At 27.7% G+C, this 16,517-nt stretch carries 11 protein-coding genes, 1 tRNA gene and 3 pseudogenes; 12 read left to right on the top strand and 3 right to left on the bottom strand.

The features are described 5' to 3' along the window. Positions 1 to 176 precede the first annotated feature (176 nt). Positions 177 to 539, bottom strand: coding sequence for a hypothetical protein (locus tag K0040_RS11770; RefSeq protein ID WP_228108986.1), 363 nt, complete (start codon positions 537 to 539; stop codon positions 177 to 179). Positions 540 to 860: 321 nt separating this feature from the next. Between K0040_RS11770 and K0040_RS11765 the strand changes: the two are divergent. The 4 genes and pseudogenes from K0040_RS11765 to K0040_RS11750 all read left to right on the top strand — a co-directional run. Next, positions 861 to 1,049: pseudogene (locus K0040_RS11765) on the top strand (aconitase family protein); the annotation flags it as partial. A gap of 24 nt (positions 1,050 to 1,073) precedes the next feature. Further along, positions 1,074 to 1,613 (top strand): annotated as a pseudogene (locus K0040_RS11760) (isocitrate/isopropylmalate family dehydrogenase); the annotation flags it as partial. A gap of 206 nt (positions 1,614 to 1,819) precedes the next feature. After that, positions 1,820 to 3,082 carry a histidinol dehydrogenase gene (gene hisD / locus K0040_RS11755; RefSeq protein ID WP_228108985.1) on the top strand — a complete coding sequence of 421 codons (1,263 nt, stop codon included), beginning with the start codon at positions 1,820 to 1,822 and terminating at the stop codon, positions 3,080 to 3,082. Positions 3,083 to 3,103: 21 nt separating this feature from the next. After that, on the top strand, positions 3,104 to 3,493 hold the full coding sequence (locus K0040_RS11750; protein WP_228108984.1) for a formylmethanofuran dehydrogenase subunit E family protein: 390 nt from the start codon (positions 3,104 to 3,106) through the stop codon (positions 3,491 to 3,493). An 81-nt stretch (positions 3,494 to 3,574) separates the two neighbouring features. Here K0040_RS11750 and K0040_RS11745 read toward each other — a convergent pair whose 3' ends face one another. Continuing rightward, positions 3,575 to 4,183 carry a DUF6143 family protein gene (locus tag K0040_RS11745; protein WP_228108983.1) on the bottom strand — a complete coding sequence of 203 codons (609 nt, stop codon included), beginning with the start codon at positions 4,181 to 4,183 and terminating at the stop codon, positions 3,575 to 3,577. 335 nt (positions 4,184 to 4,518) lie between these two features. On the opposite strand from K0040_RS11745, the gene gap reads away from it, so the two are divergent. From gap to K0040_RS11730, 3 genes are all read left to right on the top strand, one after another. Next, on the top strand, positions 4,519 to 5,553 hold the full coding sequence (gene gap, locus K0040_RS11740) for a type I glyceraldehyde-3-phosphate dehydrogenase (RefSeq protein ID WP_228108982.1): 1,035 nt from the start codon (positions 4,519 to 4,521) through the stop codon (positions 5,551 to 5,553). A 405-nt stretch (positions 5,554 to 5,958) separates the two neighbouring features. Further along, positions 5,959 to 6,034: transfer RNA gene (locus K0040_RS11735), tRNA-Met, on the top strand. A 58-nt stretch (positions 6,035 to 6,092) separates the two neighbouring features. Continuing rightward, positions 6,093 to 6,749, top strand: a complete 657-nt coding sequence (locus K0040_RS11730) for a pentapeptide repeat-containing protein (protein WP_228108981.1) — start codon at positions 6,093 to 6,095, stop codon at positions 6,747 to 6,749. Positions 6,750 to 7,006: 257 nt separating this feature from the next. Here K0040_RS11730 and K0040_RS11725 read toward each other — a convergent pair whose 3' ends face one another. Continuing rightward, on the bottom strand, positions 7,007 to 7,825 hold the full coding sequence (locus K0040_RS11725; RefSeq protein ID WP_228108980.1) for a MerR family transcriptional regulator: 819 nt from the start codon (positions 7,823 to 7,825) through the stop codon (positions 7,007 to 7,009). 89 nt (positions 7,826 to 7,914) lie between these two features. On the opposite strand from K0040_RS11725, the gene K0040_RS11720 reads away from it, so the two are divergent. The 5 genes and pseudogenes from K0040_RS11720 to K0040_RS11700 all read left to right on the top strand — a co-directional run bounded on the left by K0040_RS11720 (position 7,915) and on the right by K0040_RS11700 (position 16,516). Then, positions 7,915 to 9,303, top strand: coding sequence for an MATE family efflux transporter (locus K0040_RS11720; RefSeq protein ID WP_228108979.1), 1,389 nt, complete (start codon positions 7,915 to 7,917; stop codon positions 9,301 to 9,303). A gap of 402 nt (positions 9,304 to 9,705) precedes the next feature. Beyond that, positions 9,706 to 14,040 (top strand): 2-hydroxyacyl-CoA dehydratase, encoded by a 4,335-nt coding sequence (locus K0040_RS11715; RefSeq protein WP_228108978.1) that lies wholly within the window; start codon positions 9,706 to 9,708, stop codon positions 14,038 to 14,040. Between the two features lie 123 nt (positions 14,041 to 14,163). Further along, positions 14,164 to 15,483: a YopA family protein gene (locus K0040_RS11710; RefSeq protein WP_228108977.1), complete on the top strand. Its 1,320-nt coding sequence runs from the start codon at positions 14,164 to 14,166 to the stop codon at positions 15,481 to 15,483. A 43-nt stretch (positions 15,484 to 15,526) separates the two neighbouring features. Then, positions 15,527 to 15,838: pseudogene (locus K0040_RS11705) on the top strand (Spx/MgsR family RNA polymerase-binding regulatory protein); the annotation flags it as partial. A gap of 303 nt (positions 15,839 to 16,141) precedes the next feature. After that, positions 16,142 to 16,516, top strand: coding sequence for a GntR family transcriptional regulator (locus K0040_RS11700; protein WP_074917541.1), 375 nt, complete (start codon positions 16,142 to 16,144; stop codon positions 16,514 to 16,516). Position 16,517 lies beyond the last annotated feature (1 nt).

The following is a 16,517-nucleotide window of genomic DNA, read 5'->3' as shown; positions in this document are numbered from 1 at the left end:
AATTAGATATGGATGAGAATTTAAAAGAAAGAGTTAAAAAATATCAGTATTAAAAAATCAGGTAGATTAATTTTATCTACCTGACTTATAAAATAAAAACTACTTACACACTTTTATTGACAAACCCTAAGTAAAAAAATGTATCGTACCATTATTAGGACGATATCACTTTTTTACTAAAATTTCTTTATCTTTTTTTTATCAAATAATTTGTTACTTATTAAGTCTATATAGGGTTTATTAATAATATAGGATGCAGATAAATAGACTCTTCTTTTATCTTGTCTTTGCCAAAGTCTAAACTTAAGATTTTCTTCACTTTTGAAAAAGTTTTTATAGTAAAACTCAACTTTCTCTAATATTCTTGCTTCTTTTTCGTTTACTTTTACTTCAGCTAAAATTTCTTGGATTCTCTCATTAATTTTTTTATCAGAAAGGTAAGACAAACATAATTGAAACTGTAATTTATAGTCTACGTCTTTGTACTCCTCATAAATAGATTTTGCCATTATATGAGCTTCTTTGTATATGTCATCCATTTCTAATCTCCTTCCATGATAATTTAGTGTTCTACAACCCTTTATATATATTATTAAATAGAAATAATATTAATTACCTTAAATATAAATAAATGCAAGAATTAAAAAAGTTTTTCACTTACAATTTGAGTCATTTATAAAAAATTAGAAAATTCTAAAAAATATATTGACGATGATTCGACTCTAGATATTATTACTAATAAGTTAAATAATTAGAAAGCTAAGAATAGGCGTAGTAAGAATTTTGAAGTTTATAGAAATCCAAAGTTTGCTGGAATTTGGCATCGGATTGTTCTAAACTTGTCTAGGAGCTGTTTATCAAAAATTTATTTGGAAGCGATAGAAAAAGGATATATAGCTGATTTAGTAAAAGCTGGAGCTGCCATATCCACACCAACTTGTGGACCATGTTTAGGCGGACATATGGGAGTATTGGGTCAAAAAGAAAGAGCAGTATCTACTACAAATAGAAATTTTGTAGGAAGAATGGGTCATGTGGAATCTGAAATCGAATAGGGAAAAAAAGCTTTTGAAACTGCTAGAATTAGAAATCAAAAATTGACTTGTGTAGACAAAGCAAATGTTCTTGATACTTCTAAACTTTGGAGAAAAATAATGAATGAATTAAATAAAGAATACAAAGACGTTGAACTTAATTTTATGTATGTAGATAATGCTGCCACGCAGTTAATAAAAAATCCTAGCCAGTTTGATACAATAGTTACTAATAACATATTTGGAGATATTATTTCAGATGAAGCTTCAATGTTAACAGGATCTATTGGTATGCTTCCTTTTGCATCTCTTAGAGATGATAAATTTGGAATATATTAGCCCACTCATGGAAGTGCTACAGATATTGCTTGTAAAAATATAGTAAATCCAATAGGTACAATTTTATCAGTAGCTATGATGCAGAGATATTCATTTACTTTAGGAAAAGAAGCAAAAGAAATAGAAAATGTAGTTGCAAAAGTTCTTGATAATGGTTATAGAGCGGCAGATATATATATTGGAAAAGAAAGGGCTGTATGGACTAAAGAAATGGGAGATTTGATAGCTAAACAAATATAAAGAATTTAAAATAAAGCATCTTTATACTTACTGATATTAATAAGTATAAAAGGTGTTTTATTTATATTTAGTACTTTACAAAATAAAAAATTATATTAACTACATTATTGTTGACATCTAGTTTGCAAATAGATAGGATTATTTTTATATAGGATAAAATAAGGGGATATTTGATCTATTGTATAGTTATCATAGGAGGAGTAAAAATGGAAGTGTTAAAAAAATCTCAGTTTAAAAATATAGAAACTGAGAAAGCAGTAAAAATGCAAGTAAGAGAGATATTGAATGATATAAAACTTAACAGGGATATTGGAGTAAGAAAATATAATTTTCAGTTTGATAAAAATCCAAGATTAAGATATAGAGTAACTCGAGATGAAATAGTAAAAGCATATAAACAAGTAGATATTAAATTTATTGAAGATATTAAAATTGCAGTAAAAAATATTGAAGAGTTCGCTAAAGCTCAAAAAGAAAGCTTTGAAAATAACTTTGAAAGAGAAATTTTTCCTGGGGTAATACTTGGTCAAAAACATATACCTATAGAATCAGCATTAGCATATGTGCCAGGTGGAGGATATCCACTTTTTTCTACAGCACTAATGTTAATTATTCCAGCTAAAATTGCAGGTGTTAAAAGAGTGTGTGCATGTTCACCAACTATGAGAAATAGTAAAGATATAAATGCGAAAACTTTAATTGCAATGGATATAGCAGGAGCAGATGAAATATATGCTGTAGGTGGAGTTCAAGCAATAGGAGCATTTACATATGGAACACAAAGTATTAAACCAGTGGATATTATTGTTGGACCAGGAAACAAATATGTAACAGAAGCTAAAAGACAATGTTATGGAAATGTTGGGATAGATTTTGTGGCAGGACCAAGTGAAGTTTTAATTATAGCAGATGAAACTGCCAATGCTGATTATATTGCAGCTGACGTTTTAGCACAATGTGAACATGATTATAGTGCTAGAGGTATTTTAATTACTACAGATAAAAAATTGGGAGAAGCAGTTTCTAAAAAAGTGGATGAAATTTTAAAAGATCTTCCTACAAGAGATATAGCAGTATCATCTTGGAGAAACAATGGAGAAATAATATATGTGGACACTTTAGAGGAAGCCATAAAACTTAGTAATAAATATGCACCTGAACATTTAGAAATAAGCTTGAAAAATGAAGACGAAATAATAGATAAACTAATAAATTATGGGTCTTTGTTTGTGGGAAGACTATCAGCTGAAGTTTTTGGTGATTATGTGTCAGGAACAAATCATACATTACCAACTCTTAGGGCATCTAGATATACTGGTGGAGTATGGGTTGGAACATTTATGAAAACATGTACTACTCAAAGATTAAGTCAAAAAGCAGTAGATTTATTAGCGCCAGTAGCTCATGATTTAGCTGTGGAAGAAGGATTATACGCCCATGCAAATGCGGCTAAAATAAGGATTAAATAGTACATAAATTTAGGAGGAATAATGAATAGTTTATTATGGGAAGAAGCTGTTAGATTTCATGGTCATGAATGTCCAGGGCTAGCTATTGGAATGAAAGCTTGTGAAGCGATAATAGGTAAAATGAATATAAAGTTAAATAAAGATGAAATTATATGTATAACTGAAAATAATACTTGCCCAGTGGATGGAATAAAGTATGTTTTTGGATGTGACTATGATAAAAAGAACTTATTATATAAAGAAAGTGGAGAATTAGCTTTTAATATTTTTAACATTAATAATAAGGATAGTTTAAGAATTATTTATAAAGGAAAAAATATTACTAACTCAAAAGATGAGTATACAAAATATATTTTAAGTGAAAATGTAGATGAATTATTTGATTTTTCAAAAGTAAAATATAGTTTATAGTTAAAACGCCTTTCTTTACAATGAAATCATTGTAAAGAAAGGCGTTTTTTTATTTGGTTAATAATATAATTGTAAAGTTGCTTAATCAAAGAAGGAGGACAAGGGTTCTTCCCACCATGAAAATGACATGACAAAGTTTGAAGTTATTTCTTCTTTAACAGGACTAATTTCAAATAGGTAACTAAAACCAGGAGAAATAACCACGCCACCATTTTCATTGGAAATATGCATGCTATAAGGAGGTATAATTAAGTTTTGACCATAAATGCCATAAATTTTTTCAATATCATTACCGAAGAATATATTGCCAGTAGGCATACTCCCACAAGAATTTGAATTTGTTATAGTTGTATTACTAGAACTTTCTAAATTTCCAATGACATCTTCTACGCAGTAATATATTTTAGATATAACTGGGCTTGATGATAAATTGGAAATTACAGAACTTTTAACATAAATATTTACATTTGATTTTTTAGGATTAGATAATAACAAATAAGCACAATCAAAAGTACTATTTCCACCACAATCCATTTCTTCACTAGCTCCATTAAATAACGATAAGTTTTTGGCTTGAATATATCCATTAGAAATATCACAAGAGTAATTAATTGTTGATGGTATTTCCCAGTTATTAGTATTCTTAGATGACTTAGATTTATTTATATATTGATTTTGAGTTATTTTCATTTTTATCACTCCTATTACGATCTTAAAAAAGTATATGAATTAATGTGAAAAACTATGAATATTTATAAGTGATGACCTTTTGTAATATTTATTGTATACAAATAATTAAAAAAATATTGAAATTGTGTATAAAATAGTGTACTATAAAAATGTAGTGTACACTATATATAATAAATATAACACACTAAATAAACTGTTTATCAAAAAATAACACATTTAATATACATTATATTAATGGTGAACTTAAAATTCTTTAGAGAGCTAAAGAAAAAGAGATGAAAATAAATATATAGTGTACCCTAAATAATTATAAATGATATGTGGGAGGAATAGACTTGAAAATAAAAGTAGGAATTAATGGTTTTGGAAGAATAGGTAGAAATGTGCTTAGAATAGTAGAGGAAATGTCAAAAGATAGCTTCGAAATAGTGGCAATAAATGCAAGAGCAGAAGCAGACACTTTAGCACATTTATTTAAATATGATTCTTGTTATGGAATATTTAAAGGTGATGTAGAAGTTAAAGATGAAGAAACAATTGTTATAAATAATAATGATATAAAAATACTTAGATATGGCGATCCAAGTCAAATTCCATGGAAAGAGTTGGGAGTAGACTTAGTAATAGAATCTACAGGTAAATTTGTAAAAAGAGAAGATTGTATGAAACATATTGAAGCTGGAGCAAAAAAAGTTATAATAAGTGCACCTGGTAAAAATGAAGATAAGACTATTGTTATGGGCGTAAATGAAAATGAATATGATGAAAACATTCATAATATAATATCAAATGCTTCTTGCACAACTAACTGTTTAGCACCATTTGCAAAAGTATTAGATCAAGAATTTGGTATAGAAGAAGGACTAATGACTACTATACACGCCTACACAAATGACCAAAGAATTTTAGACAAAACACATAAGGATTTAAGAAGAGCAAGAGCTGCTGGAGAATCAATGATACCTACGACAACAGGAGCTGCAAAAGCAGTTGCCAAAGTTTTACCACAATTAAAAGGAAAATTAAATGGATTTGCTGTAAGAGTTCCAACACCAACTGTTTCACTTGTAGACTTAGTTTGTGTATTAAAGAAAGATGCTACTGTCGAAGAAATAAATGCAGCATTTAAAAAAGCATCAGAAAATGAAATGAAGGGAATTTTAGGATATAGCGAAGAACCATTAGTTTCAATAGATTATAGAGGAGATGCGCGTTCATCAATCATAGATGGATTATCAACTATGGCAATGGGAAGTAGAATGTTTAAAGTTGTTTCATGGTATGATAATGAGTGGGGATACTCTTCAAGAACAGTGGATTTAGTTGATTTTATTGCTACTAAAATGAAAGATTTAGAAAATAATATTTAATAATTAAATAAATTGAAAAAGACATCTGTATACAGATGTCTTTTTATATAAAAATATTGAAAATAAAAAAAATCCTTACTTTATCCGATCAAGTAAGGATTCTAAAATATATTATAAAAAGGGGTTTATTAGGGAATATATTTTATTTGGGGAGTAATCAGTTATTGGGGAAATAACTGCTTATTTATAATAACAAAGTTCGACAAATGTTGCAAGCTTTTTTTGAAAAAAATGAAAAATTTAATATTAAATAATATATACAAAATAATAATTATAAAATATCTACTTTATGGTTATACTTATAAAAGTAAGTATTTATTATTAAATAAAAAGTTTCGTATATAATAAATAGGGTTGTTATATTATGCTTATTATGTTATCCTATAATAGAACAGAAAATAATGACGCGGAGTGGAGCAGTTGGCAGCTCGTTGGGCTCATAACCCAAAGGTCATAGGTTCAAGTCCTATCTCCGCAACCAATATACAAATATAAAACTCTTATATCTTTTGGTATAAGAGTTTTTTTATGGAGGAAATATGAATAACAATAAAAAATTAGATACATCTCTTAAGTACAATAAAACATCTAAAATGAATAAAAATTTTATGTATCAAGATTTAAAAAGAAGTAATTGCTATAATTGTGATTTTTCAAAATCAAACTTCAACTTCACAAGTTTAAGAGGGGCTCATTTTAAATCTTGCAATTTTTATGGGTGCACATTTAAGTCTTCTGAGTTTGTAGGAAGTAATTTAAAAGGAAGTAAATTTATAAAAGCTAAGTTTGAAGACGCTATATTTGAAGGTGCAAAATTAGAAAACGTTGATTTTTCTGGGGCAACTTTCAAGAATGTTATATTCGTAGATTCTGATTCAAGCAAAGCAATAAATCTTAATTACAAAGAAGATGAAGTGAGAATATATAACGAAATGCCAGAGTTAGAAATAAGTGATGATTTAAAAAAAGCCATAGAAAAAGCTATGGAAAATAAGTGTGTGAAAAAATCAAGAACTCTTGATACAAAAGATAGGGGTATTAATACAATTAGTATAATGATACTTTTAGAAAAATTTAGAGAAAAAAGACTTATAGAAGGTTTAGGAATCTTAAGTGAAAAAGTTGATAGAGAGTTCTGTACTTTAAGTTATATTATAAAAAGTTTACAAAGTTACAAGGATCAAGGAATTTTATAACTTTGTGTAAAAAACCTTAGGCCTTAGATTGTGGAAAATCTAAGGCTTTTTTTATTTGTAAATATTTTATATTTTATTTTTTTAACTTGATAATTTAATTTGCTATAGTTACACTTTATATTTCATTTACACCTAGTATTTCGCTGAAATTACCGCAAGTACAAGCTTTTAATATTAAAATAGATTCACTACTTAACAAACCTGATATCTCACTACAAAATATTAATTATAGTATATTAAAATCATAAATGCTAATGTTAGTCACATAACTCTATTGATATTTTTAATAATTGCATATTTTCACTTGGTGTAGTAAGCGCATCTAATAAAGTTTTTACATAAGAATAATTTCCGATTTTTAAATTGTTATCACTTATATATGAAATCATTTTATCGTAAGTAGACTCTATATTATTAAAGGAACCTTGGTGATACGCAATTAAATATTTACCAGATTTTTTTATAAATAATCTGGATTTAGGTATCTCACTTTCACAATTAAATAAAAAGTTTTCTGGAATAAAGGTAAAACTATTATTTATTTTTTCTATACTTATTAAAGTTGATAAAGAATCTTTAAAGCTATAATTATTTATAAACTGATTGAAATTATTTTTAAACATATAGAATAAGTTTTTATCAGTATCATTCTTTAAAGATTTACTTAAAAATAATTTTTCTTCTTCTTCATATTCTACTTTTATTTCTTCATTATTTATGGAAAAAGCATAATCTATTTTTTCTATTCTTGATTTTAGCATGTCCTGTAATTCTTTAATTCTATTTATTTCTTCATCTAACTCTTCTATTCTATTTTCAAATAAACTTTTTACTTTTTGTGGTGTTCTATTATTTAAAAATAAATTAATTTCATTTAAGGACATATTCATTTCTTTCATTACACTAATAAAGTAAAAAAGATTTAACTGATCGTAGGTATACATTCTGTATCCATTTTCATTACAATAATTAGGCTTTAGTATTCCAATATCATTGTAATGATACAGTGTGTGCTTTGTAACGTTACAAATCTTTGCAAACTCTCCTGTAGTTAATTTTTTTAAATTCATTTTCATTTTTTTAATCTCCTATTGACTGTTGGGTTACCCTATACTATATTATAGCAATATGATAAAGAATATGTAATAAAAAAAGGAGCAATATTATGAGTAGTAAAAGTATTGATTTAGGTAAGGGAAGTATTGGTGAATTACTTTATACATTGGCCGTTCCAACTATAATAGGTCAATTAGTAAATCTATTATATAACGTTGTAGATAGAATATTTATAGGTAGAATGGCTAACGGAGATATAGCTATGGCTGGTGTTGGTGTTGCCATGCCAATAATACTATTGGTATCGGCCTTTGCAATGTTATTTGCAGCTGGAGGTGCACCACTTAGTGCTATTGAAATGGGAAAGCAAGATAATGATAAAGCAGAAGAAATAATGAGTAACTGTTTTTCAATGCTTATATCTGGAGGTATTGTTTTAACAATACTATTTCTTGTATTCAAAGAACCTATACTTTGGGCATTTGGAGCGAGTAATGCTACAATAGGATATGGTTTAGATTATTTAACTATATATTTAATAGGTACTATATTCGTACAAATATCTTTGGGGATGAATTTATTTATAAATACTCAAGGGTTTACAAAAATAGGTATGTTTACTGTTATTATAGGTGCTATTATAAATATAGTTTTAGATCCAATTTTAATATTTGGATTTGGTATGGGTGTTAAAGGTGCTGCCTTAGCAACTATAATCTCGCAAGGTATATCTGCTATATTTGTATTAAAGTTTCTATTTGGTAAAAAGAGTATTCTTAAAATTAGAAAGAAATATCTAAAACTTAATAAAAAATTAGCACTTTCAATAGTGGCGTTAGGTGTAGCACCATTTATAATGCAAGCTACGGAGTCTTTAGTACTAGTAAGTTTAAATAATCAATTATTAAAATATGGCGGAGACTTAGCAGTAGGTGCTATGACAATAATGAGTAGTATAATGCAAGTGATAATGATGCCTTTGATGGGTCTTACTCAGGGAGCTCAGCCAATAATTAGTTATAACTTTGGGGCAAAAGAAATGGATAGAGTTAAAAAAACATTTAAATTATTATTTATAATATGTGTATCATATTCTGCAGTTATGGTATTCTTAATAATGATATTCCCAGAGTTTTTCGTAAGCATATTTAATAATAAACCAGAACTTGTTGAAATAACATCGTGGGCAATGAAAATATATTTTGTAGGTATGTGTTTATTTGGAGCTCAAATAGCTTGTCAGCAAACTTTTTTAGCCTTAGGCCAAGCAAAGACATCTCTGATTATTGCAATGCTTAGAAAAATTGTATTGCTAGTTCCACTAATATTCATTTTACCGATGTTTATTGAAGACGGTCTAACTGCTGTTTTGTTAGCAGAACCAATAGCAGATATTATAGCTATAATAAGTACTGTAATAATATTTGGATTATTCTATAAGAAAACTTTTAATAATATAGATGAAAAAAATAATGACGCAATAAATAATATAAACTAATAAAAAGAACAATGATAAAGTTAATTATCATTGTTCTTTTTTAGTTCTTTTCAATTTCCTTCATATTTATATGCTTCTTATTCATAATTAATTAGTAAGGTATTTTTAAATAAATTCAAAGACACAAAATACAAGGTAATAAAGGTAAAAAATCTTTCAAGTAGAATTTTAAATATATATTACAATAAAGCATTTAAGAGTTAGTATATATATAAGGGTTAAAATTAAATATTTTCAATTTCATAATATGAATTCTAAATATTATATTGATATTATATTAAAATTTAATTAACATTATTAAGTATGTACAGTGTTGCCTTATAATTTATATTATAGAATCGTAATAAAAATTTTAGTATACATGAAATGTGAGCAGGATTTATATGTCATGGGGGGATAGTTATGATAAAGACATACAATATGGGAATAGATGTAGGATCAACAACAGTAAAAACTGTGATTTTATATGATGATATACCTATTTATAAGGAATATAGAAGACATTTCTCAGATGTAAAAAAAGCTGTTAAAGAAATACTACGAAATGTTTATGATAAATTAGGAGATATTTGTGTATCCGTGGTAGTAACAGGATCTGGTGGAATAGATATATCAAATTATTTAAATTTAAAATTTATTCAAGAGGTTATTTCATCTACAAAAGCAATAGAAACATTTCACCCAGAAACAGATGTAGTAATAGAACTAGGTGGAGAAGATGCAAAAATTACTTATTTAAGTGGTGGTATTGATCAAAGAATGAATGGAATATGCGCTGGAGGGACTGGAGCTTTCATAGACCAAATGGCTACCCTTTTAAAAACAGATGCAAAAGGTTTAAATGAAATGGCAAAGGATTATAATGTTATTTATCCTGTTGCTTCAAGATGTGGTGTATTTGCTAAAACAGATATACAGCCACTTATAAATGATGGTGCAAAAAAATCAGATATAGCAATGAGTATTTTTAATGCTGTTGTAGTTCAAACGGTAAGTGTTTTATCTTGTGGAAGAAAAATAGAGGGAAAAGTTGCTTTTTTAGGAGGACCATTATACTTTTTATCTCAGCTTAGAAAAGCCTTTCAAAATGTGTTAAAACTCAAAGATGAAGATGTGATTTTTCCACAAGATGCTCAACTATATATAGCTATGGGTGCCAGTCTACTATCAAAGAATGAAGATTTTTTAATATTGCATGATTTATTAGATAGATTAGACGAAATTAATAATATTGATATTAGCGGGGATAAGGGTTTAGAACCTTTGTTTGAAGATTTTAATGAGTATGAAGAGTTCACACATAAACATGAGAAAAATTCAGTTGAAAAGGTAGATATTAACAAAGTAAAAGGCAATGTATATTTAGGTATTGATGCAGGTTCAACTACTACAAAGGCTACATTAATAGATGAAGATGGAAATTTAGTATATTCTTATTATAGTAGCAATGAAGGAAGCCCTTTAGAAACTTCAATAAGAGTATTAAAAGACATATATAAGAGTTTACCTAAGGATATGAAAATTCTTTCCTCTTGCGTAACAGGATATGGTGAAGCATTACTTAAAAAGGCACTGAAAGTTGATTATGGAGAAATAGAAACCATTGCACATTATAAAGCTGCAAAATACTTTAATGAAGATGTAGATTTTATTTTAGATATTGGTGGTCAAGATATGAAATGTCTAGAAATAAAAAATGGTGTAATTGACAGTATAATATTAAATGAAGCTTGTTCTTCAGGGTGTGGCTCATTTTTAGAAACTTTTGCAAAATCCTTATCAATGAATATAGAAGATTTTGCTAGAGTAGGTATAAATTCGAAAAATCCTGTTGACTTAGGGTCTAGATGTACAGTATTTATGAATTCTAAGGTTAAACAAGCACAAAAAGAAGGAGCTACAGTAGCAGATATCTCTGCTGGACTTTCATATTCGGTAATAAAGAATGCTTTATTTAAAGTTATCAAAATAAGGGATTTCAGTAGATTAGGAAATAATATAGTTGTTCAAGGTGGAACTTTTTATAATGATTTAGTTCTTAGGGCTTTTGAAAAATTAACAGGTAGGGAAGTTGTTAGACCAAATATTGCTGGATTAATGGGAGCTTTTGGTTGTGCTTTAATTGCAAAATCACAGTATAAAGAAGGCAATGAAAGTAAACTGTTAGATTACGATGAGCTTAATAATATTAAGATAGATACCACAGTTAGTAGATGTAATGTTTGTTCAAACAAATGTCTGCTTACTATAAATAAATTCTCTCAAGATGAAGTTTTTATATCTGGAAATAGATGTGAAAAAGGAGCATTTTCAAATGGAGATAAAAGTGTAAAACAACATAAAGAAAACCCTATTAATTTATTTAAATTTAAGTATGATAGATTATTTAAATATTATAAATCATTAAGCAAAGAAGAGGCAGTAAGAGGTGAAATTGGAATACCTAGAGTTTTAAATATGTATGAAGATTACCCATTTTGGTATACATTTTTCACATGCCTAGGGTTTAGAGTGTTGTTATCAGAAAGATCGTCAAAACAATTATACGAAAAAGGTATAGATTCAATAGCATCTGAAACAGTATGTTACCCAGGGAAAATAGTTCATGGACATATTCAAAGTTTGATTGATAGAGGAGTAAAAACTATTTTTTATCCAGCAGTTACTCACGAATACAAAGAAGATAAAAGTGCAGATAATAACTATAACTGTCCAGTGGTAATATCTTACTCTGAAGTTATAAAAAATAATTTGGAAGATTTGAGAAGAAAAAATATTAAATATATTAATCCTTTCTTAAGTTTAAATAATAAAGAAAGGCTAAAGTATAGATTATATGAGATAATTAAAGATAACTTCAGCGATATTACAAAATCAGAGGTATTTAGTGCAGTTGATAAAGCAACAAAAGAAGAAACTAATTTTAAAAATGAAGTAAGAAAAGCAGGAGAAGATGCACTAAAATATATAGATGAAAATAACTTAAAAGGGATTGTTTTAGCAGGTAGGCCTTATCATTTAGATCCAGAAATTAATCATGGAATACCTGAATTAATTAACTCTTTAGATATGGCAGTATTTACAGAAGATAGTATTTGTCATCTTGCTAATTTGGATAGACCTCTTCGCGTTGTAGATCAGTGGGTATATCATTCAAGGCTATATAAGTCTGCATCTTTTGTAAGAAACTTTGATAATTTAGAGCTAGTTCAGCTAAACTCTTTTGGATGTGGCTTAGATGCGGTAACTACAGAACAGGTGGAAGAGATTTTAAGTGAAAAATCTAAAATTTATACGGTTATAAAAATAGATGAAGGTAATAACTTGGGAGCAGCAAAAATAAGACTGAGATCTTTAAAAGCTGCAATGAAAGAAAGAGAAGAAAATAATATAAAAGCAGAAAATATAGAAGTTAAGAAGATACCTTATGTTAAAAATACAAAGCTTAATATGAAACATACTTTACTTGCACCTCAAATGTCTCCTGTACACTTTCAATTTTTACAAGAGGCTTTTAATTCTTGTGGGTGGAATTTAGTAATACTTCAAGATACTAATAGAGAAGTAATAGAAGAAGGCCTAAAATATGTACATAATGATGCTTGTTATCCAGCGATAATTGTAATAGGTCAATTAATAAAGGCTTTAAAGTCAGGGGAATATGATTTAAGCAATACATCTGTAGCTATTACTCAAACAGGTGGGGGATGTAGGGCAACTAATTATATAGGCTTCTTAAGAAAGGGACTATATGAGGCAGGTTTTAAGGATATACCAGTTATATCTCTAAGTGTAAATAATATGGAGAATAATGGTGTAATGGATAATATATCATTAAAACTAATTCATAGAACTATTATGAGTGCCATTTATGGAGATTTATTAATGAAGGTAGTATACAGGGTAAGGCCTTATGAAGCTGTAAAAGGAAGCACCAATAAGCTTTACGATAAATGGGTAATTAAATGCAAAGAATCTTTAAAAAATGGTAGATTCTCAGAGTTTAAAAACAACATAAGAAATATAGTAAAAGACTTTGATAATTTAGAAGTATTAAATATAACTAAACCACGTGTAGGATTAGTAGGTGAAATTTTGGTTAAATTTCATCCAACAGCAAATAATAATATTGTAGATGTATTGGAAAAAGAAGGTGCAGAAGCGGTAATGCCAGAACTTATTAATTTTTTTACTGCTTGGTCTGTAAACACTCTTTTTAAAAGTAAATATTTAGAAGGAAGTAAGAAATCAACAATAGGAGCTAAGATATTTATTAAAATTGCTAACTTTTATCAAAAAACTTATATAAAATCATTAAAAGAAAGTAAAAGATTTTCTACTCCAAAAGATATTAGAGATCTGGCAAAAAAAGCATCAGAAGTAGTATCTCTTGGCAATCAAACAGGAGAAGGATGGCTATTGACAGGTGAAATGATAGAACTTATAGAAGATGATGTGAAAAATGTTATCTGCATGCAACCTTTTGGATGTTTACCAAATCATATAATTGGTAAAGGATCTATTAAGGAATTAAAAAGAAGATATAAGGATGCAAATATAATTCCAATAGATTATGACCCATCAGCAAGTGAAGTAAATCAAATAAATAGAATAAAATTAATGTTATCAAAGGCATTTAATACAATGAATAAAAATGAAATGACTAAAATAGATATTAATGATTATAAATCTGAAGAGCCAAAAGAAAATAAAAAGGAATGTTTAGTTAAATGCTAAGTATCTAGAACAGATTAGAGTTATTTCTAATCTGTTCTTGTATATAAAATAGAATTTTATCAACAATGAATATATTTATTATGATATAATGAAATTCAATATATTAGAAAAGGTGGAGTAGTTATGAAATCACTTAAAGATGCTATATCTTTAGATTATTTGGATTATGATGTAAGCGAAGATATTAGTATCCATGAAGGAAGATTTTGTGTTTACTTATATAATAAAAAATATAAATGCTACGGAAAAGTATTTTATAAAATGACCACTCCTATGTCTATAAATTTTAAAGGAAAAGTTTTATCAAGGAAGGATTATGATGTAGATATAACGCTAGATTATGATAACGCTATATTAGAAGTTTATGGTTATAAACCAATAAATGTAACTGTAGCACTATCTAGTGATTTATTCTTAGAAGGTTATATTAACGATGGATATATTAAGTCTAAAAATTATTTTGTAGATAGTATAGACTTTTATATAGTAAATCTTGATAGATATTCAGGAAAACTTATAATGCATGAAGATAAGTTATTTGCTGGGAGGATGGAGTTTAATATAGGGGATTTAGAAGTAACTATTGATAAAAGATATGATTTTACAAAGGAATTAAATCGTGAACTAAAAGATAAATCTGGAACTATAATTACCCACATCGGAAGAATGAAAAAGAAAGACAACAGCCTATTTAAGACAAACAATATAAACGATGTGTTGGATAACATATCTATGGCACTTAGCTTTATGTGTGGAAGATATGTTGATATATGCATCGTTAAAGGGTATGAGCTTAATAATAATATATTTAGACTATGTAGAGAATGTATAGTAAGTCCTTTTAGATTTGTACCTAATTGGAAGGATACCATAGCTAATAACCATAATATAGAAAAATATATGACGTTAATGTGTAAAAGACTAAATGATTTGTATTATGGACATGCTATTAAACAAGTTATTGATTGGTATATAGAAACATTGGGTAATACTACAATTGAAAATAATATTATTTCCATGCAAATTGCACTAGAAACTTTATCTTATGTGGTTTTAGTTGAGCAACAAAAGATTTTAAGTGATGAGGAATTTGATGATAACTCATCATCCACAAATATTAGAATGTTACTCAATAGCTGCAAAATTCCTACAGGCAAGGAAGATCTTAACTTATTTGATGAATATATTCAAAGCAAATTTTTAGATGGAGTAGATTTAATTATTTACTTCAGAAATAAAATAGTTCATCCAAGTAGAAAAAGGAACAGAGCAACTCTTCATGTGGAGGATATGTGGAATATAATTCAAATTGCCATCAGATATGTTGAATTGGTTATGCTACATTTAATAAACTACAAAGGTGAATACTCCAATAGATTGAAGGAAAGATCTTATGGAGAAGTGGAATTGGTGCCGTGGAACTTTTATGACAGGAAGGAATAACAATATGAAACTTTATGGATACAAAAAATGATCTACAGCAAGAAAAGCCAAGAATTGGCTTAAAGAAAATAATATAAACTTTGAAGAAATAGATTTGGTAGATACACCACCCACAAAAGAAGAAATGAAAAAAATTTATGAAGAAAGTGGACATGAGTTAAAAAAATTCTTTAATACAAGTGGGGTAAAATATAGAGAATTAGGACTTAAAGAAGTGTTAAAGACTGCAAGTGAAGATGAAATGCTTGACATACTTGTAAGTGATGGAAAACTTATAAAAAGACCTTTATTAGTAAATAATAAAAAAGTTTTAATTGGTTTTAAAGAAAATGAATATAAAGAAAACTTATTATAATTATAAATCTCCTTTGATTAATTTCAAAGGAGATTTTTTACATTTAAGGAAATTATAGTTAAGTTTACGCTGTTGATAAACTCTGGAATCAAGTTATATCAAGTCATTTAGGAAATGTAAAAATGTATTTTTGAGCAAGGTCGTTGCCTGAAGCGATAGCGAAGGCATCTCGTTGGCGACATGAGCGAAGCGAATTTTTTAGTTGACAAGGAGTAACAAAATGGTTAATATATGTATATAATAAATATACACAGTTATAAACACTTATATACATATATTATATATGAAAGGAGGTAATAACAGTTGAATATAATTATAAGTAACTCTTCAGCAGTGCCACTTTATGAACAAATTCAAAATCAAATTAAGTCACAGATTTTAAGTGGAGATTTATGTAGTGAGGAATTACTACCATCTATAAGATCTTTGGCTAAAGAATTAAAAGTAAGTATAATCACTACAAAAAGAGCTTATGAAGAATTAGAAAAGGAAGGATACATACAAACTGTTGCAGGTAAAGGTAGTTATGTATGTAGTCAAAGTACAGAAAGATTAAAAGAAGCCGCAATATTTGAGATGGAAAGTAAGTTAGAAGAAATAATTCTAGGTGCTAAAAAGATGGGAATAAAAGTAGAAGATTTTATGGAAATTATAAAAAGTATTTATGAGGAGGTTTAAA

This window comes from Terrisporobacter petrolearius (assembly GCF_020748185.1).
GTDB classification, from domain to species: Bacteria; Bacillota; Clostridia; order Peptostreptococcales; family Peptostreptococcaceae; genus Terrisporobacter; species Terrisporobacter petrolearius.
The sequence above is the reverse complement of the archived record's forward strand: the minus strand, read 5'-3'. Positions and strand labels throughout refer to the sequence as shown.

Bases quoted from the DNA above. Each gene is read 5' to 3' on its own strand.
- K0040_RS11730 (WP_228108981.1), top strand. From the start codon at position 6,093: ATGAATAACAATAAAAAATTAGATACATCTCTTAAGTACAATAAAACA.
- K0040_RS11750 (WP_228108984.1), top strand. From the start codon at position 3,104: ATGAATAGTTTATTATGGGAAGAAGCTGTTAGATTTCATGGTCATGAA.
- K0040_RS11770 (WP_228108986.1), bottom strand. From the start codon at position 539: ATGGATGACATATACAAAGAAGCTCATATAATGGCAAAATCTATTTAT.
- K0040_RS11720 (WP_228108979.1), top strand. From the start codon at position 7,915: ATGAGTAGTAAAAGTATTGATTTAGGTAAGGGAAGTATTGGTGAATTA.
- K0040_RS11725 (WP_228108980.1), bottom strand. From the start codon at position 7,825: ATGAAAATGAATTTAAAAAAATTAACTACAGGAGAGTTTGCAAAGATT.
- K0040_RS11745 (WP_228108983.1), bottom strand. From the start codon at position 4,183: ATGAAAATAACTCAAAATCAATATATAAATAAATCTAAGTCATCTAAG.
- K0040_RS11715 (WP_228108978.1), top strand. From the start codon at position 9,706: ATGATAAAGACATACAATATGGGAATAGATGTAGGATCAACAACAGTA.
- K0040_RS11710 (WP_228108977.1), top strand. From the start codon at position 14,164: ATGAAATCACTTAAAGATGCTATATCTTTAGATTATTTGGATTATGAT.
- hisD (WP_228108985.1), top strand. From the start codon at position 1,820: ATGGAAGTGTTAAAAAAATCTCAGTTTAAAAATATAGAAACTGAGAAA.